The following is a 15,898-nucleotide window of genomic DNA, read 5'->3' as shown; positions in this document are numbered from 1 at the left end:
CTTGCTCTGATCCACCTCCACCGCTTCAAACAACGCCTTGGCCGCAGCGGGCTCGGGCGCCAGCAGGGCCAGAGCACCGGCCAAAGGCAGCAGTGCAGCGAGGGTGCGAACCGAATGAATCACAGGCGCAGGCATGCAGCCTGGCGATCGTAGAAGTGCCGAGCAGCGATGCCAGCCCCTCAGGCCGGCTTGTTGATCCGGATCGCCACCAACAGGCTCAGCACCGTGCCAGGCAGGGCCAAGCCCAGGATCAGGCGGGTGGTGGAGACCCCAAGGTCGGGATCGCCGTAGGCGAGCTCAAACACCGAACCGGTGGCGGCGATTCCGAGCAGGCAGGCCAGGGCCAGGAACACTCCGGCCAGGGGTTTCATCGGCATGACTGGAGGGCCTCAGGCGATCGCGTGCACATCGGCCGGATTGAAGCCCTTCTCACCGAGCCCCTCGCGCAGCTTGTCGTGATCGGTGACGCGATCAACAAACAGCACACCGTTGAGATGGTCCATCTCGTGCTGGATGCAACGGGCCATCAGACCATCCGCTTTCATCCGCTTGGGCCGGCCCATCTCATCGCGGTAGCTCACATCCACCACGCTGGGGCGAACCACATCGAGATAAACCCCCGGGATGCTGAGACAGCCCTCTTCGTACGTGCAGAGGCTGCCGCCCACGGCGGTGATTTCCGGGTTGATCAGGATCAGCGGGGGACTCTTGGGATCTTCGATTTCCAGATCAATCACCAGCAGCTGGAGCGGCTGCCCGATCTGCGGAGCGGCCAGACCGATGCCCTTGGCGGCGTACATGCTCACCAACATCTCCCGGGCCAGGGAGCGGATGCTGTCGTCGACCTTGCCGATGCGCTTGGCCGGGGTGCGCAGCACCTGGTCACCAAGGGTGTGGATGTCGTAGGGGGGGGTATCCACCGGCTCTTTCGACACCTGCAGCCGGCCGGCGTTTTCGGCGGTTCGCGCCAATCTGGCGAAGCTGCTGGCCAAAGCTTGTCCTCGCTGGCGGGATCGTTCAGGCGATTCTAGGAGCCATCCCTGAATGGCTTCGGTGCACACCAGCCCTGCCCCCCTGTCCGCTGAGCTGGTGCTGGGCAAGACCCCAAGCCTCAAGGAACCGAAGCTGCTAGGTGGGGTTCTTTATTGGCTGGAGCAGCGCCCCCAGGAACAGGGTCGCACCACGTTGATGGCGCGCCGCGGCGCCGATCAAGCGCCGCAGGAGCTCACGCCAGGGCCCTGGAACCTGCGCTGCCGGGTGCATGAATACGGCGGTGGAGCCTGCGCGATCGGCCGGCTTGTCAGCGGCGAGCCCGTGGCCGTGTTCGTCCACGACGGCGATCGCTGCCTGTGGCGGCTCTCCCTCAACGAGGGCGATCAGCAACCGCAGCGGCTCACCTCCCCTGCAAGCGACGGGCGCTTCCCAGGAGCGCTCGGTGGTGGCCTGATCGATCCGGCCGGCAACCGCTGGATCGGTGTGCTGGAAGCGGGCGGCAGGGATCAGCTGGTAGCGGTGTCTCTGCTGGGCGGCGAGCCCGAACCTCTCCACAGCCCGGTGGATTTCTGCGGCTACCCGGCCCTGAGCCCAAACGGGCGGCAGCTGGTCTGGGTGGAGTGGCAGCAGCCATGTATGCCCTGGGAGCGCAGCCAGCTCTGGCTGGCGGAGATCCAGGCCGATGGCAGCCTCAGCGGCGGGCGGGCTGTGGCCGGCTCCACGCCGGCTGATGCGCAGGGTTGCTCGGTGTTCCAGCCCATCTGGGCCGGCTCCGACTTGATTGTGAGCAATGACCGCAGCGGCTTCTGGAACCTGGAGCGCTGCCCCGATGCCCATGCGGTCGCAACAGCCGCCACACCCCAGTGGCAACCGCTGCTGCCGATGCAGGCGGAGTTCGCCATGCCCCAGTGGGTCTTGGGCATGAGCACCCATGCGTGGGATGGCGAGCAACTCGTCGCGCTCTGTTGCCGCGAGGGCTCCTGGGAGCTGGGATCCGTTGTTCTGGCCGAGCAGCCCGGCGCTCTTGCCACCTGGCACGCGATCACCACGCCATTCACCGATCTCGCCGATCTGTGCGCCGAAGCCGGGACGCTCGCCTGCGTGGCCAGCAGCGCCACTGAGCCGTCGGGCCTGCTTGAGCTCGAGCTGAGCAGCGGCCACTGGCGGCATCAGCCCGCCGCCCGCTGCCCCGTGGCAGCCGAGGCCATCAGCCGGGGAGCGCCGCTCTGGTTCAGCGGCCATGACAGCCAGCGCACCCAGGCTTGGTACTACCCACCGGCCGGTGGCGGCCACCCGGAGGCCCCCCTGCTGGTGAAGGGCCACAGCGGCCCCACGAGCATGGCCCGCACCGGATTGAGCCTGGGCATCCAGTTCTGGACCTCACGCGGTTGGGGCGTGGTGGATGTGAATTACGGCGGCTCCACCGGCTTCGGCCGCGCTTACCGCGAACGGCTCGATCGCCAGTGGGGGGTAGTGGATGTGGCCGACTGCGCAGCCGCCGCCAACACCCTGGTCGCCCAGGGCCTGGCCAGCGCCGAACGCATCGCCATCGAAGGCGGCAGCGCCGGCGGGTTCACCACCCTCGCCGCTCTGTGCTTCACCACCACCTTCCGAGCCGGCGCCAGCCGCTACGGGGTCGCCGATCTCAGCGCCCTTGCCGCCGATACGCACCGTTTTGAAGCCCGCTATCTCGACAGCCTCGTGGGGCCTTGGCCGGTAGCGAAGGCCACCTACGAAGCGCGATCGCCGCTGCAACATGCCGAGCGCATCCGCTGTCCAGTGATCTTTTTCCAGGGTCTTGAGGATCTGGTGGTGCCGCCGGAGCAAACCGAGCGGATGGCAGCGGCACTGAAAGCCAATGGCATTCCGGTGGAGGTGCACCTCTTCCCAAGCGAGGGCCATGGCTTCCGCAATGGCGCCACCCAGATTCAGGTGCTGGAGGCCACAGAAGCCTTCTTCCGCCACCACTTCCAGCTGTGAAGGGGCGGCCATGAGCGAACTGCTGCCCAACCCCTTGAACCTTCAGGCATTGCTGGGGCTGGCTTGGCTGGCCCTGGCAGCCGGGGTGCTCAGCCTGATTCTGCTGGCCGGGCGCCGCATCGGCCGGCGGCTGAATCTGCGCCTCTGGGGGGTACCGGAGGCGTTGGTGGCGGGATTGATCGGCCTTCTAGTGGCACCGTCCGGGGCTCTTCCCCTGCTGCCGGAGCACGTCATGGAGCTCTGGGGCGGCCTGCCGCTGGTGTTGCTGACCCTGGTGTTCGGTTCGCTGATGCTGGGCAAACCGCTGCCGAAGCTCGGGGGTCTGTGGCGGCCGGTGAGCGGCCAGGTGTCGCTGGCGCTCGTGCTCGCCTTCGGGCAATACGTGGTGGGAGGCCTGGCGGTGCTGTTGGTGCTGCAGCCCTGGCTGGGGGTGAGCCCGGTGATGGCCTGCCTGATTGAGGTGGCCTACGAGGGCGGCCATGGCTCCGCTGCCGCCATGGGCCCCAGCTACGCCGCGCTCGGCTTTCCGGGCGGACAAGACCTCGGCCTGGCCATGGCGACGGTGGGGCTCCTCAGTTCCACCCTGGTGGGTGGCGTGGTGGTGGTGGTCGGTCGCCAGCGGGGCTGGCTGTTGGCCCAAAACCAGCCAGCCTCAGCGCCCGGAGCCACACCACTGGCCGGCTCCGCTACTGAAAGCTCAGCACCCAGCCAACCAGCCTGGGCAGCCTGGGCAGCCTGGGCGGTGAACCTTGCCCTGGTGGGCATCGCCGTGCTGATCGGTGTGGGGTTGCTAGCGCTGCTGCGCCTCGGCACCGATGCCATCGGCGGTGGCGTGGCAGAGGTGGGGCGCTCCCTGCCGGTGTTCCCGCTGGCGATCGTCGGTTCGCTGCTGGTGCGCTGGCTGCTGGAGCGCAGCGGCAACAGCCGCTGGGCCTCCGCTCCGATTCAGAGCGAGATCGGCACCCTCTCCGCCGATCTGCTGATCACCTCCGCCACCGCATGCCTCAACCTGGCCCTGCTCGCGGCCGACTGGCTGCCGCTCACGGTGTTGGCGGTGGCGGGCCTCACCTGGAATCTGGCGGTGACCCTGCTGCTGGCCCCGCGGCTGCTGCCGGCCGACTGGTTTGAGCGCGCGGTGCTGGAGTTTGGGCAGGCCACCGGTGTGGCGGCCTCCGGACTGCTGCTGCTGCGCATGGCCGACCCCGACGACCATAGCCAGGCCCTGCCGGCCTTCTCGCTCAAGCAACTGCTGCTGCAACCCTTCCTGGCAGGTGGGGTGGTCACGGTGGTAGCTCCTTTGGCGGTGGCCGGCTGGGGCCTGCCCACCTGGACGGGTTTCTGCCTTGCACTGGTCCTGCTGGCCGGTGGCGGCGGCCTGCTGCTGGCCCAGGCCGGACGCAACACTGAACCCACTGCCGCTCACCCATGAAGCTGTTCGATGTGCTGGTGGCCTTCGCCGGCCTCAGCCTGTTGCTGCTGGCAGGAATCACCCTGCGCCGCAAGCTGCGCTGGCTGCGGCAGCTGGGGATCCCGGAAGCGCTGGTGGCGGGGCTGCTTGGCCTTCTGATCGGTCCGTTCAGCGTCTGGCCGGTGTTCCCCGAGCAGGTGTATGCGGTGTGGGCCCAGACCCCTGGGGTGTTGATCTCGCTGGTGTTCGCCACCTTGTTTCTGGGCCAGCGCCTGCCCAGCCCTCAGCAGCTATGGCAGCGCGCCGCCGGCCAAACAGCCTTCGGCATGACCCTCGGCTTTGGCCAATACCTGGTGGGTGCCCTGCTGGTGTGGCTGGTGCTGCAGCCGATGTTCGGCACCAATCCCTTGATGGCCTGCCTGATTGAAGTGGGCTTCGAAGGCGGCCACGGCACCGCCGCCGGGATGGGCGACACCTTTGCGGATCTCGGCCTGGCCTCAGGAGAAGCCTTGGGGCTGGCCATGGCCACGGTGGGGGTGGTGAGCGCCGTGTTGATCGGCAGCGCGCTGGTGGTGATCGGCCGCAGCAGGGCCTGGCTGGGAGCGCGGGAGCAGCAGCCCGCCGGTGGCTCGCTGCTGCAGCGCGCGGCGGACAGTGATCCGCTGTCGGCGGAGGGGAAGCTGGCGCGGGAAACGGCAGCGGGCCTGAGCGATCCAGGCCGCGATGGCTCCGTCACCATTGATGCGCTCACGGTGAACCTGGCGTTGGCGGGCGGTGCGGTGGGCCTGGGCGTGCTGTTCAAAGACGGCATCACCCGCCTGGGCGGGGCGCTAGGCGGGAGCGCCACAGCAGATCTGCTTAACGCGATCCCCGTGTTTCCTCTGGCGATGCTGGGCGGCCTGGTGGTGCAGCTGGTGCTGCAGTGGCGCCGCCATGACGAGCTGGCCTCACCCGTGGTGCAGGCCAGCGTGGGATCGCTGGCCATGGATGTGTTGATCGCAGCAGCGATGGCCAGCCTCAACCTGCCAATGCTGGAAGAGAACTGGCTGCCCTTCCTGCTGCTGGCGCTGGTGGGTCTGGCCTGGAACGTGGCGGTGTTTCTGCTGCTGGGCCGCCGCTTTTTCCGCGATCACTGGTTTGAGCGCGCCATCGCCGATTTCGGCCAGGGCACCGGCGTCACCGCCACGGGCCTGCTGCTGCTGCGCATGGCCGACCCCCACGGCCGCAGCCGGGCCATGGAGAGCTTTTCGTTCAAGCAGCTCGTGTTCGAGCCCTTCCTCGGTGGCGGGCTGATCACCGCCCTGGCCCCGATCGCCGTGGCGAGTTGGGGCCTGCCTGGGTTCAACGCAGTGGCGCTGTTGCTCACCGCCGCCTCCATCGCCTTTGGCCTCTGGATCGGACGGAGGCCTCAGTTGCCGTAGAGCAACGTGCGGAACTGATGCCGCACCTGCTCCATCTGCTCGGCGCTAAGCAGCGGCGGTTCGCCGATGGCCCGGGCCTGCAGATAGATCCGGGCCAGCGTTTCCACCTCCACCGCCAGGGCCAGGGCCCGATCGAGGTTGGGGCCCACCACGACCTGGCCGTGCTGCGCCATCAGGCAGGCCAGCCGGCCCTGCAGCGCTTCCACCACCCCGTCGGAAAGCTCCTGGGTGCCGAAGGTGGCATAAGGCGCGCAACGGATGTCGTGGCCCCCGGCCACGGCGATCATGTAGTGGAACGGCGGAATGCCGCGGCCATGGCAGGCCAGGGCGGTGGCATGAATGGAGTGGCAGTGCAGCACCGCCTGCACCTCCGGCCGGCTGGCCAACACATCGGCATGAAGCCGCCATTCCGACGACGGCCGCCTTTGCGGGCGCCCCGGCTCAGGAGCGACCAACGGCTTACCCGCCAGATCCAGTGCCACCAGATCACCCGGCTGCATCAGCTCATAAGGGAGTGAGCTGGGTGTGATCAGCATCCCGCCCGGGATGCGTGCCGAAAGATTGCCGGAGGTGCCCTGGTTGATGCCGCTGGCTTGCATGCGCAGGGCCACGGCCACCAGCTGCTCGCGCAGATCCTGTTCGCTCATCGTGCTCACCCTCAGGCGTAGAGGTTGCTCAGACCGTCTTCGCTGGCAGGCGCCACACCCCGCTCGGTGATCAGCGCCGTTACCAGGCGGGCCGGGGTCACATCAAAGGCAGGATTGAAGCCTTCACTGCCATCGGGGGTGAGCTGCACCATGGCGAGCTCACCAGCTGCAGTGCGCCCCTGGATGTGGGTCACCTCCCCGGCACTGCGCGCTTCGATCGGGATCTCAGCCACGCCATCGTCGATCGACCAGTCGATGGTGGAGGCAGGCAGGGCCACATAGAAGGGCACGTTGTTGTCGTGGGCGGCGAGGGCCTTGAGATACGTGCCGATCTTGTTGCATACATCGCCGCGGCGGGTGGTGCGATCGGTGCCCACGATCACGGCATCCACCTGGCCGTGCTGCATCAGGTGGCCGCCGGCGTTGTCCACGATCACGGTGTGGGGCACACCCTCACGCCCCAGCTCGTAGGCCGTGAGCGAAGCGCCCTGGTTGCGCGGGCGGGTTTCATCCACCCACACATGGATGGCCATCCCGGCGCGATGGGCCTTGTAAATCGGTGCCAGGGCCGTACCCCAGTCCACCGTGGCCAGCCAGCCCGCATTGCAGTGGGTGAGCACATTGAACGGCTGCCCTTGACGTTCGGCCGGCCGCGCGGCGGCCAGTTGCTGGAAGATCGCAAGGCCGTGGTCGCCGATGGACTCGCACATGGCGACGTCTTCATCGGCGATAGCTGCGGCTTCCGCCTTCGCAACCTCGGCCCGCTGCTCCGGCGGCAGCGGCGCCACGCGATCGCGCACCCGCTCCAGCGCCCAACGCAGGTTCACCGCCGTAGGGCGCGTGGCATTGAGCTGCTCAAACGCCGCGGCCAGTGCCGCATCGCTGGAATCCGTCTGCAACGCCAGCATCAAGCCATAGGCGCCGGTCACACCGATCAGGGGCGCGCCGCGCACCACCATCGCGCGGATCGCCTCAGCCGCCTCGTCGCAACTGCGCAGGGTGCGCGTGGTGAAGCGATGCGGCAACTGGAGCTGATCGATCACCCCGATCGAACGGCCATCGGGCTCCAACCAGATGGTGCGCCAGGCCTTGCCGTCGATCTTCATGGGGTGCGTTGCCCGGGCGAATGCTCCATGCTGCCCGTCGACCGCACCCGTTGCCCCAGCGCCCCATGCTCCTGAGCCGCCGCCAGCTGCTGCAGCTCACCGCCGCGGGCGCGGCGGGCGGCGGGCTGAGCTGGCTGGGCCTCGGACAGACACCGTCGGCCGCCGCCCCCAGCCACAACCCCGATCTGCGCATCGGCCTGATCAGCGACCTCAACAGCAGTTACGGCGCCACCACCTACATCCCCCAGGTGAGCCAGGGTCTCCAGCAGCTGCTGGCGCTGCAACCGGCGCTGGTGGTGTGCGCCGGCGACATGGTGGCCGGCCAGAAACCAGGGCTCAGCGCGTCCCAGCTCGATGCGATGTGGGAGGGCTTTACCCGCACGGTGCTGCAGCCGGTGCGCCAGGCCGGCCGGCCCTTTCTGCCGGCCGTGGGCAATCACGATGGATCCCCCGGCTTCGAGGCGGATCGCGCCGCGGTGCGGCGCTTCTGGACGCCCCGGCGCCAGGCCCTCGGGCTGCGCTTCGTGGACATCGGCGATTTCCCCTTCCACTACAGCGCCGTTCAGAACGACGTGTTTTTTCTCGTGTGGGATGCCAGCTCCGGCCGCATCCCCGCCAGCCAGCTGCGCTGGGCCCGCGAGCAGCTGGCCAGCCTAGAAGCGCGCCAGGCACGGCTGCGGCTGGTGGTGGGTCACCTGCCCCTGGTGGGCGTGAGCCAGGGCCGCGATCGCGCCGGTGAGGTGCTCGATCAGGCAGCAGCCGTGCAGAGCCTGCTGGAGCAGGGCCGCGTGCAGGCCTACATCAGCGGCCACCAGCACGCCTGGTTCCCCGCCCGCCGCGGCCAGCTCGATCTGATTCAGCTCGGCGCCATGGGCAGTGGCCCCAGACGCCTCCTCCAGGGAGACATCCCGCCCCAGCAGACCTACACCACCCTCGACATCAACTGGCAGGACAACTCCCTCGTGGAGACCACCTATGCCGTAGCGAGCGGCCAACCCGTGGCCTGGAGCCGCCTGCCCGCAAGCCTGATGGGGCGCAACGGCCCGCTGAGCCGCAACGTTCAGGAGCGATCGATCCGCCGGTAACCAACCCAATCGGGTACCTGCGGCTGGCTGAAGCCCTCGGGATGGGGATCCAGCTGCACATGCCAGCGCCCACCGCCCAGCAGCTCCAGCTGCTCGATCGCCAGACAGTCGTCCACGGCGCAGAGATCATCCTTGTGCTGCTCTAGAGCCCCCTGCAGCCACTGGCGCTTGGCCGCGGCCTTCGCCGCCTGGGAGGAGCCGGCCACCACCAGGCCGAAGTGGTGCAACTCCGCCAGGGAATCAGGGCGGTAAGCGCCCAGGTTCACGAACCACAGACGCTCGGGCCTGGGCGCGGGCAGCTCGGGCACAAGACTCACCGCCCAGCCATCGATCGCCTGCACCGCCATGACGCTGTCCAGGTGCAGGCCCTCACGCCTCCCGAACCATTGGCGCCGCAGCTCCGGAAACGTGTCGTCGATCGTGCGGCCAGCCACGAAGCGCACATCGTGCAGCTCGATCAGGCTGGTGGCGGTGCGGCCACCCAGCACCACCAAAAACAACGTGGGCGTGCTCATCGCGCCTGAATCGACAACACCCAGCGGCCTGATCAGCATTGCAGCAGTGGCGCGGGCACTCCCTGCATGGCTGTGGCGCTGGATGTGCTGGTGGTGGGCGCCGGCCTTTCAGGCCTGATCGCGGCGCGGCGGTTGCAGCAACAGGGGCTGCAGGTGCGGGTGCTGGAAGCCCAGGCCCGGGTGGGCGGGCGGATGCTGAGCCACACCCTCGCCGATGGATCCGTGGTGGATCTGGGCGGCCAATGGGGCGGCAGCACGCACTACCGCTTCGCGGCGCTGCTGGAGGAGCTCGGGCTCAGCCGCTATCCGAGCCACTACGCCGGCGAGGGGGTGTTCTGCTGGCAGGGGCGGCGGGTGCAGGCCCCCCTGGCCGAGCGTTTTGAAGCGAGCCTGCTGTTCTTTGAACCGGGAGCCCTGGGGCTGGCCCCCGAAGCGCTGGCGGCCACCCAGGCACTGCAGCAGAGCTTCGCCGCGCTGGTGGATCAGATCAACCCACAGCAACCCTGGCTCACGCCGAACGCCGAACAGCTCGATCGGCTCAGCGTGGCGGCCTGGGCAGCGCAGCAGAGCTGCTTACCCCTGGCCCGGCTTCCGCTTGACTGGCTCTGCCGGGTGGGGGGCTCGGGTGGTTTTGAACCCTGGGAAAGCTCGATCCTGCACCTGGCCTGGACCCAGACCGTGGCCCCCCAGGCCGAAACGCCCGAAGCCTGGCTGGTGCGCGGCGGTGCCGGTGGGGTGGCCAAGCGCCTGGCCCGCGAGCTGGAGGTCAGCAGCCCCGGCTGCCTGCAGCTGAGTGCACCGGTGCAGGCGATTGCTCAGAGCAGCGAAACAGCCACGGTGCTGGCTGAAGGGCTCAGTCCACTGCAGGCGCAGGTGGTGATCGTGGCCGTGCCGCCGCCCCTGCGGCAGTCGATCCGCTTCGATCCACCCTTGCCACCTGCCCATCAGGCCCTGCTGCAGCGCACGGCCATGGGTGGCATGACCAAGATCCTGGCCCGCTACAGCCAGCCGTTTTGGCGCGAGCAGGGGCTCAACGGCCTGGGCATCGGCGATCAGCTCTGGCTGGAGCTCACCGCCGACAGCGCTCCACCGGAGGGTCAGCCAGCCGTGCTGGCCAGCTTCGTGGCCGGCGAACGGGCCCTCAACCTGGCGGCCCTGCCGGCTGCGCAGCGGCGCAGCCTGATCCTTCGTGACCTGGTGGCCTACTGGGGACGTGCCGCCGGCAAACCGCTGGAACTGGTGGAGCAAGCCTGGAACAGCGAAACCTGGAGCGGCGGCGCCTTCACCAGCTTTCCCGCTCCTGGCAGCTGGACCAGCCATGCACGCCTGGCCGCAGGCCGCGATGGGGGTCCCGGGCCCGCCAGCCACGGGCGGGTGTTCTGGGCGGGCACTGAGGCATCCCCGCGCTGGCCGGGCTATTTCGAAGGCGCCATCGAAGCCGGCGAACGCGCAGCGGCTGCCGCTGCCCAACAGTGCACCGCAAGCCATCAGTTCTGAGGGGGGCAAGCCCTCAGAAAACCGCCAGGCTGGTGGGATCCGGCTTGCTATTGCATGTCCCCGCTGCTCAGCCCGCCCGCTCTGGGCCTCGGCACCTGGAAATCCAGCCCAAGCGAGGTTGGCGAGGCCGTGCGCACCGGCCTGGAGCTGGGCTACCGCCACATCGACTGCGCCTCGATCTATGGCAATGAAGCCGAAATCGGCCAGGCCCTGGCGGGGGCCTTCCGCGATGGGGTGGTGCAGCGCGATCAGTTGTGGATCACCTCGAAGCTGTGGAACGACTGCCACGCGCCCGAGGATGTGCGCCCGGCACTGCTGCGCAGCCTCAGCGATCTCCAGCTCGAGCAGCTCGACCTCTACTTGATCCATTGGCCGGTGGTGCATCGCCATGGCGTGGTGCTGCCCCAGCAAGCCACCGATCAGATCCCCCTGGAGCAGCTGCCGCTCAGCCAAACCTGGGGGGCGATGGAAGCGCTGGCGGAGGAAGGCCTGGTGCGCCAGATCGGCGTGTCGAACTGCAGCGGCGCCAAGCTCAAAGGGCTGCTGCAAACCAGCCGGGTACGACCGGCGATGAACCAGGTGGAGCGTCATCCCTGGCTGCAGCAGAACGCACTGCTTCAGCTCTGCCAGCAGGAGGGCATCGGCGTCACGGCTTACTCACCCCTGGGCTCCCCCAGCGGGGCGGGAGAGGCGCCGCTGCTGACGGATCCCACCATCAAGGCCATCGCCCAAACCCATGGCGCCACGGCAGCTCAGGTGCTGCTGGCCTGGGGGATCGCCACCGGCACGGCCGTGATTCCCAAATCCGTACGGCGCGATCGCCTGGCCAGCAACCTGGCCGCCAGCCAACTGAAGCTCAGCCCCGAAGAGCTGCAGCAGATCGCACGCCTCGATCGCGGCCATCGCTTCGTGGACGGCAGCTTCTGGGAACTGCCCGGCGGCCCCTATCGCCGCGCTCAGTTATGGGACGAAGCCGTCTGAGCGGAACGGTGCTTCAGGATATCCAGCATGGATTTCTTCGCTCAGCAGTGGGCCTCCTACCGGGCCGTGGTGGATCACGATCTGATGGAGCATCAGGCCGTGGCCGCCGCCACGGCAGCCGCCCTGGAGAGCTGGCTCGCAGCGCGCGAAGACGGGGCACCAGCAGCGCGAATGGTGGATCTGGGCTGCGGCGATCTAGCCCTGCTAGCTCCGCTGCTGAGGCACCTGCCCCTGGGGTCCTACACGGGCCTGGATCTCACCGCCCAGGTGTTGCCCTTGGCGCAGCAGGCACTGGGAGATGTGCCCTACCCATGCCAGTGGATCGAAGGTGATCTTCTGCGCTGGGCGCATGAAGCGGCAAGCCATGACGATGGGCCGATTGACATCTTTCACTCCGCCTTCGCCATCCATCACCTCAGCGACAGCGCGAAACACACGCTCCTCGAGAGCCTGCGCAACCGGATCGCCCCGGGGGGCCTGTTCATCTGTGTGGATGTGTTCCGCGAGGCCGGCGAAAGCCGAGACGCCTATGTGCAGCGCTATCTGCAACGCATCGCCACGAGCTGGCCACAGCTCTCTCCCGAGCAGCGCGAACACGTGAGCCAGCACCTGGCCGCCTACGACAACCCGGCCGAGCGCTCTTGGATTGAAGCCTCAGCCGAGGCCGCCGGATGGCATTGGCGCTGGGCCTGGAGCGGGGCGCACCGCGCAGAGGCGATGGCGCTGCTCACCCCAGCCTGAGCACCATCAGCTGTGCTCTCGCAGGAAGCTGATCGAACCCTCCAGCTCTTCGGCGAAGCGATCGATCTCTTCGGGAGTGGTGGTGAAGCTGAGGCTGGCGCGGGCTGAAGCGCTGATGCCGTAATGGCGGTGTAGGGGTTGCGTGCAGTGGTGGCCGCTGCGGATGCAGATCCCGGCCGAATCCAGCAGAGCAGCGATGTCGTTGGCGTGCACCCCCTCCACATGGAAGGCGGCCAAAGCGGCGCGATCGGGCTGCTGCTCCGGGGTGGGGCCAAGGATGCGCAGGCCGTCGATGGCCTGGAGGCGATCAAACAGCTGACGGGTGAGCTGCTGCTCCCAGGCATGGATGCGATCCAGGCCAATCGCATGGAGGTAGTCGAGAGCGGCGCCCATACCAACCGCCTCGCCGATCGCCGGGGTACCGGCTTCGAACTTGTGGGGCAGGCCAGCCCAGGTGCTGTGGTCGAGGTAGACCTCTTGGATCATCTCGCCGCCGCCCAGGAAGGGAGGCATCGCTTCCAGCAGCGCCTCGCGGCCCCAGAGGAAGCCCATGCCCGTGGGGCCGCAGAGCTTGTGGGAGCTGCCCACCAGAAAATCAGCGCCCAGCTGCTTCACGTTCACCGGCAGGTGGGGCAGGCTCTGGCAGGCATCCACCAGCACCAGGGCACCGGCCGCGTGGGCCAGGGTTGCCACCTCGGTGATCGGATTGAGGCAGCCGAGTGTGTTGCTCACCTGCACCAGGCTCACCAGCCGGGTGCGATCGGTGATCTTGCTGCGCAGATCGTCGAGATCGAGTTCACCGCTCTCGGTGAGGCCGGCATGGCGCAACACACAGCCCGTGCGATCAGCGAGCAGCTGCCAGGGGACCAGGTTGCTGTGGTGCTCCATCACCGTGAGCAGCACCTCATCGCCGGGGCACAGGTTGGCCTCACCCCAGCTGCGGGCCACGAGGTTGATCGCCTCGCTGGCATTGCGGGTGAACACGATCTCGTTGGGGTTGGAGGCGCCCACAAAGGCCGCTGCCTTGGCTCGGGCACCTTCAAAGCCTTCTGTGGCACGGGCGCTCAGCTGGTGCGCGCCACGGTGCACGTTGGCGTTGTCGTGGTCGTAGTAGTGCTGCAGCGCCTCCAGCACCTGGCGAGGCTTCTGGCTGGTGGCGGCGTGATCGAGATAGATCAGCGGCTGCCCGAGGCAGGCGGTCTGCGCCAGCAACGGGAAATCAGGCCGTGTCAGCGCCGCCAGGTTGTCGGTCTGGGGCACGGGAGCGACCTGCGGAGCCGAGAGGGTGCTGGTCATGCCGCGGACTCCAGCAAACGCTCGAGCGAACACCAGCTGCGGGCGGCCGCGGGCAGCTCTCGCAGCACCTCCTCGCAAAACGCGCGCTGCAACAAGCCAGCTGCCTGGTCGGCGGCGATGCCACGGCTCTGCAAATAGAAGAGCTCATCGGTCTGCAGGCTGCTCACCGTGGCGCCATGGGCGCACTTCACGTCGTCGGCCACGATCTCCAGTTCCGGCTTGGTGTCGATCCTGGCGCGATCGGAGAGGAGCAGGCTGCGGCTGAGCTGGGATGCATTGGTGCGCTGGGCAGCGCGGGGCACGCGCACGGCACCGTTGAACACGCTGCGGCCCTGGCCGGCTGCCACGGCTTTATGCAGTTGATCGAGCTGCCCTTCCGGACCCTTGAATTCCACAAAGCTGTGGGTGTCGGCGATGCGCTGAGCATCCACCAGCTGCAAGCCCCGCAGGGTGGTGTGGGCTGCACCATCCACCTGCACGGCCCGGGGCTCAAGCCGCGCCAAGCCCCAACCGGAGGTCACGCTGCTGAGATGGGCGCGGCTTTCCGGTTCCTGCTCGATGGCCACATGGGCCATGAGCGCGGCATCGGCTTGGCCCAGCGCCACCAGGCCATGGCTGAGGCGGGCCCCGCGGGCCAGATGGGCCTCAATCACCAGACTGTGCAAACCGGAGGCCTGGGCTTCGATCCACTGGGAGAGATCCAGCTCGGCTTTTTCCTCCAGCAGCAGCAACAGGCGCAGCGCCTGTAAACCCCCGGCTGCAGCGCTCACCAGCTCCAAACCGAGCTGACTGCGGCTGGTCACACGCAGGGCCAACACCCGCTCGGCTGCGGCGTGATTCAGTTCCACCGGCCAATGCTCCTGGCAGCCAGCAGCGGCGAGGGTGTGGCCAAGCCCCTGGGCAATTTCGCCAGGTGTGAGCGGCTGCAAACCAGCCGGCAGAGTTTGGCCCGCCAGCGGGTCGCTACCGCCGCTCCACACCAGGCGCAAGGCGCCATCTGCCGGGGCAGGCAAGCCAGCTGTGGCGGCTTCTGCGGGAGCGAGAGGCAGCGCCTGCAGCAGTGAGAGGTCGGTGAAGCGCCAATCTTCAAGGCGCGCGGAAGGAATCGAGCTTTGGCGCAGGGCCTGGCGGCCACGCTCCTGCACCGGCGCCAGCTCACCACTGGGGGCAGGCAGATTGGCCAGCCAGACGTCGAGCCAAGCACCCTTGGCCGCAGCCGGTGTGGCGAGGATTGCGCTCATCAGGCCACCTCCGCCGCTAGGGCAGCGAGCTCCTGATCCACCCAGTCGTAGCCGCGCTGCTCGAGCTCGAGAGCCAGCTCCTTACCGCCTGTGCGCAGGATGCGGCCAGCCGCCATCACATGCACGTAATCCGGTGTGATCGCATCGAGCAGCCGCTGGTAATGGGTGATCAGCAGCGTCGCGTTGTCGGCATTGGCCAGCTGATTCACGCCACCAGCCACAATGCGCAGGGCGTCGATATCAAGGCCGGAATCCGTTTCGTCGAGGATCGCCACCAGAGGCTCCAGCAGAGCCATCTGCAGGATCTCGTTGCGCTTTTTCTCACCGCCGCTGAAGCCTTCGTTGACTGAACGGTCCAAGAAGGCGGGATCCATCTGCACCACCTTCAGGCGCTCCCGCACCAGATCTTCGAAAGCAAAGGTGTCGAGCTCTTCTTCTCCCTTCTCGGCGCGGCGGGCATTCGTGGACACCCGCAGAAACTCCAGGTTGCTCACCCCGGGGATCTCCACGGGGTACTGAAAACCGAGAAACACACCGATCCGGGCGCGTTGCTCAGGATCCAGCTCCAGCAGGTTCTCGCCTCGGTAGGACACGCTGCCGCCGGTCACGCTGTAGGCGGGGTGGCCGGCCAGCACTTTGGAGAGGGTGCTTTTACCGCTGCCATTTCGGCCCATCACCGCGTGGATTTCACCAGCACGGATGGTGAGGTTCACCCCCTTGAGGATCGCCTTGTCCTCCACCCGGGCATGGAGATCACGGATCTCAAGCAGTACGGGAGCGTCGGGGCGAATCACGGCGTGGGAGCGGGCGAGAACGGAATCAAAAACAGAACTGGAGCAGGCGCATCAACGCCGCATCGGGACGGGGCTGAACTCAACCCACGGAGCCCTCCAGCTTGAGGGCGAGCAGTTTGTCGGCTTCGGCAGCGAATTCCATCGGCAGCTGGTTAAACACGTCGCGGCAGAAGCCGCTCACCATCATCGAAAC

At 67.8% G+C, this 15,898-nt stretch carries 15 protein-coding genes; 7 read left to right on the top strand and 8 right to left on the bottom strand.

The window, feature by feature from the left end; translation table 11 throughout:
• Positions 1 to 179 precede the first annotated feature (179 nt).
• Positions 180 to 377: a hypothetical protein gene (locus ACIQ2E_RS04560; RefSeq protein ID WP_010304536.1), complete on the bottom strand. Its 198-nt coding sequence runs from the start codon at positions 375 to 377 to the stop codon at positions 180 to 182.
• A 12-nt stretch (positions 378 to 389) separates the two neighbouring features.
• The gene (def, locus tag ACIQ2E_RS04555; protein ID WP_398326820.1) at positions 390 to 992 is read right to left on the bottom strand and encodes a peptide deformylase; all 603 of its coding nucleotides are present in this window, start codon (positions 990 to 992) and stop codon (positions 390 to 392) included.
• A gap of 52 nt (positions 993 to 1,044) precedes the next feature.
• Here def and ACIQ2E_RS04550 point away from each other — a divergent pair, with 52 nt between their 5' ends.
• The 3 genes from ACIQ2E_RS04550 to ACIQ2E_RS04540 are packed head-to-tail and all read left to right on the top strand — an operon-like array spanning position 1,045 to position 5,802.
• Positions 1,045 to 2,973 carry a S9 family peptidase gene (locus ACIQ2E_RS04550; RefSeq protein ID WP_398326817.1) on the top strand — a complete coding sequence of 643 codons (1,929 nt, stop codon included), beginning with the start codon at positions 1,045 to 1,047 and terminating at the stop codon, positions 2,971 to 2,973.
• A 10-nt stretch (positions 2,974 to 2,983) separates the two neighbouring features.
• Positions 2,984 to 4,402 (top strand): sodium/glutamate symporter, encoded by a 1,419-nt coding sequence (locus ACIQ2E_RS04545; RefSeq protein WP_398326814.1) that lies wholly within the window; start codon positions 2,984 to 2,986, stop codon positions 4,400 to 4,402.
• Positions 4,399 to 5,802, top strand: a complete 1,404-nt coding sequence (locus ACIQ2E_RS04540; RefSeq protein ID WP_398326811.1) for a sodium/glutamate symporter — start codon at positions 4,399 to 4,401, stop codon at positions 5,800 to 5,802. Before ACIQ2E_RS04545 ends, ACIQ2E_RS04540 begins: the two co-directional genes overlap by 4 nt.
• On the opposite strand, the gene ACIQ2E_RS04535 is transcribed toward ACIQ2E_RS04540, so the two are convergent.
• Complete coding sequence (locus tag ACIQ2E_RS04535) at positions 5,790 to 6,449, bottom strand: class II aldolase/adducin family protein (RefSeq protein ID WP_398326808.1); 660 nt, start codon at positions 6,447 to 6,449, stop codon at positions 5,790 to 5,792. The two genes, ACIQ2E_RS04540 and ACIQ2E_RS04535, sit on opposite strands and share 13 nt — an antisense overlap.
• 11 nt (positions 6,450 to 6,460) lie before the next feature.
• A complete protein-coding gene (gene mtnA, locus ACIQ2E_RS04530) occupies positions 6,461 to 7,555 on the bottom strand; it encodes an S-methyl-5-thioribose-1-phosphate isomerase (protein ID WP_398326805.1) in 1,095 nt (364 codons plus the stop codon).
• Positions 7,556 to 7,620: 65 nt separating this feature from the next.
• Here mtnA and ACIQ2E_RS04525 point away from each other — a divergent pair, with 65 nt between their 5' ends.
• On the top strand, positions 7,621 to 8,640 hold the full coding sequence (locus ACIQ2E_RS04525; protein WP_398326802.1) for a metallophosphoesterase family protein: 1,020 nt from the start codon (positions 7,621 to 7,623) through the stop codon (positions 8,638 to 8,640).
• Here ACIQ2E_RS04525 and ACIQ2E_RS04520 read toward each other — a convergent pair.
• On the bottom strand, positions 8,616 to 9,155 hold the full coding sequence (locus tag ACIQ2E_RS04520) for a DUF1543 domain-containing protein (protein WP_398326799.1): 540 nt from the start codon (positions 9,153 to 9,155) through the stop codon (positions 8,616 to 8,618). The two genes, ACIQ2E_RS04525 and ACIQ2E_RS04520, sit on opposite strands and share 25 nt — an antisense overlap.
• 66 nt (positions 9,156 to 9,221) lie before the next feature.
• Between ACIQ2E_RS04520 and ACIQ2E_RS04515 the strand changes: the two genes are divergently transcribed.
• The 3 genes from ACIQ2E_RS04515 to ACIQ2E_RS04505 are packed head-to-tail and all read left to right on the top strand — an operon-like array spanning position 9,222 to position 12,374.
• A complete protein-coding gene (locus ACIQ2E_RS04515; RefSeq protein ID WP_398326796.1) occupies positions 9,222 to 10,652 on the top strand; it encodes a flavin monoamine oxidase family protein in 1,431 nt (476 codons plus the stop codon).
• A gap of 54 nt (positions 10,653 to 10,706) precedes the next feature.
• Positions 10,707 to 11,633, top strand: coding sequence for an aldo/keto reductase (locus ACIQ2E_RS04510; protein WP_398326793.1), 927 nt, complete (start codon positions 10,707 to 10,709; stop codon positions 11,631 to 11,633).
• 27 nt (positions 11,634 to 11,660) lie between these two features.
• Positions 11,661 to 12,374 (top strand): class I SAM-dependent methyltransferase, encoded by a 714-nt coding sequence (locus tag ACIQ2E_RS04505; protein ID WP_398326790.1) that lies wholly within the window; start codon positions 11,661 to 11,663, stop codon positions 12,372 to 12,374.
• A gap of 6 nt (positions 12,375 to 12,380) precedes the next feature.
• Here ACIQ2E_RS04505 and ACIQ2E_RS04500 read toward each other — a convergent pair whose 3' ends face one another.
• Genes ACIQ2E_RS04500 through sufC form a run of 3 tightly spaced genes read right to left on the bottom strand, consistent with a single transcriptional unit; the run spans position 12,381 to position 15,705 of the window.
• Complete coding sequence (locus tag ACIQ2E_RS04500) at positions 12,381 to 13,670, bottom strand: SufS family cysteine desulfurase (protein ID WP_398326787.1); 1,290 nt, start codon at positions 13,668 to 13,670, stop codon at positions 12,381 to 12,383.
• Positions 13,667 to 14,911, bottom strand: coding sequence for a SufD family Fe-S cluster assembly protein (locus ACIQ2E_RS04495; protein WP_398326784.1), 1,245 nt, complete (start codon positions 14,909 to 14,911; stop codon positions 13,667 to 13,669). The genes ACIQ2E_RS04500 and ACIQ2E_RS04495 overlap by 4 nt, the downstream gene beginning before the upstream one ends.
• Positions 14,911 to 15,705, bottom strand: a complete 795-nt coding sequence (sufC, locus tag ACIQ2E_RS04490; protein ID WP_398326781.1) for a Fe-S cluster assembly ATPase SufC — start codon at positions 15,703 to 15,705, stop codon at positions 14,911 to 14,913. Before sufC ends, ACIQ2E_RS04495 begins: the two co-directional genes overlap by 1 nt.
• Between the last annotated feature and the right edge of the window lie 193 nt (positions 15,706 to 15,898).

The sequence above is a fragment of the Vulcanococcus sp. genome, from assembly GCF_044369115.1.
Lineage (GTDB): Bacteria > Cyanobacteriota > Cyanobacteriia > PCC-6307 > Cyanobiaceae > Vulcanococcus.
This window is presented reverse-complemented; position numbering and strand designations above follow the sequence as displayed.

What these genes read in the sequence shown, in the direction of transcription:
- ACIQ2E_RS04505 (WP_398326790.1), top strand. Translation starts at nt 11,661, where the DNA reads ATGGATTTCTTCGCTCAGCAGTGGGCCTCCTACCGGGCCGTGGTGGAT.
- ACIQ2E_RS04550 (WP_398326817.1), top strand. Translation starts at nt 1,045, where the DNA reads ATGGCTTCGGTGCACACCAGCCCTGCCCCCCTGTCCGCTGAGCTGGTG.
- ACIQ2E_RS04495 (WP_398326784.1), bottom strand. Translation starts at nt 14,911, where the DNA reads ATGAGCGCAATCCTCGCCACACCGGCTGCGGCCAAGGGTGCTTGGCTC.
- ACIQ2E_RS04510 (WP_398326793.1), top strand. Translation starts at nt 10,707, where the DNA reads ATGTCCCCGCTGCTCAGCCCGCCCGCTCTGGGCCTCGGCACCTGGAAA.
- ACIQ2E_RS04525 (WP_398326802.1), top strand. Translation starts at nt 7,621, where the DNA reads ATGCTCCTGAGCCGCCGCCAGCTGCTGCAGCTCACCGCCGCGGGCGCG.
- mtnA (WP_398326805.1), bottom strand. Translation starts at nt 7,555, where the DNA reads ATGAAGATCGACGGCAAGGCCTGGCGCACCATCTGGTTGGAGCCCGAT.
- ACIQ2E_RS04520 (WP_398326799.1), bottom strand. Translation starts at nt 9,155, where the DNA reads ATGAGCACGCCCACGTTGTTTTTGGTGGTGCTGGGTGGCCGCACCGCC.
- ACIQ2E_RS04535 (WP_398326808.1), bottom strand. Translation starts at nt 6,449, where the DNA reads ATGAGCGAACAGGATCTGCGCGAGCAGCTGGTGGCCGTGGCCCTGCGC.
- ACIQ2E_RS04515 (WP_398326796.1), top strand. Translation starts at nt 9,222, where the DNA reads ATGGCTGTGGCGCTGGATGTGCTGGTGGTGGGCGCCGGCCTTTCAGGC.
- ACIQ2E_RS04540 (WP_398326811.1), top strand. Translation starts at nt 4,399, where the DNA reads ATGAAGCTGTTCGATGTGCTGGTGGCCTTCGCCGGCCTCAGCCTGTTG.
- ACIQ2E_RS04545 (WP_398326814.1), top strand. Translation starts at nt 2,984, where the DNA reads ATGAGCGAACTGCTGCCCAACCCCTTGAACCTTCAGGCATTGCTGGGG.
- ACIQ2E_RS04500 (WP_398326787.1), bottom strand. Translation starts at nt 13,670, where the DNA reads ATGACCAGCACCCTCTCGGCTCCGCAGGTCGCTCCCGTGCCCCAGACC.
- ACIQ2E_RS04560 (WP_010304536.1), bottom strand. Translation starts at nt 377, where the DNA reads ATGCCGATGAAACCCCTGGCCGGAGTGTTCCTGGCCCTGGCCTGCCTG.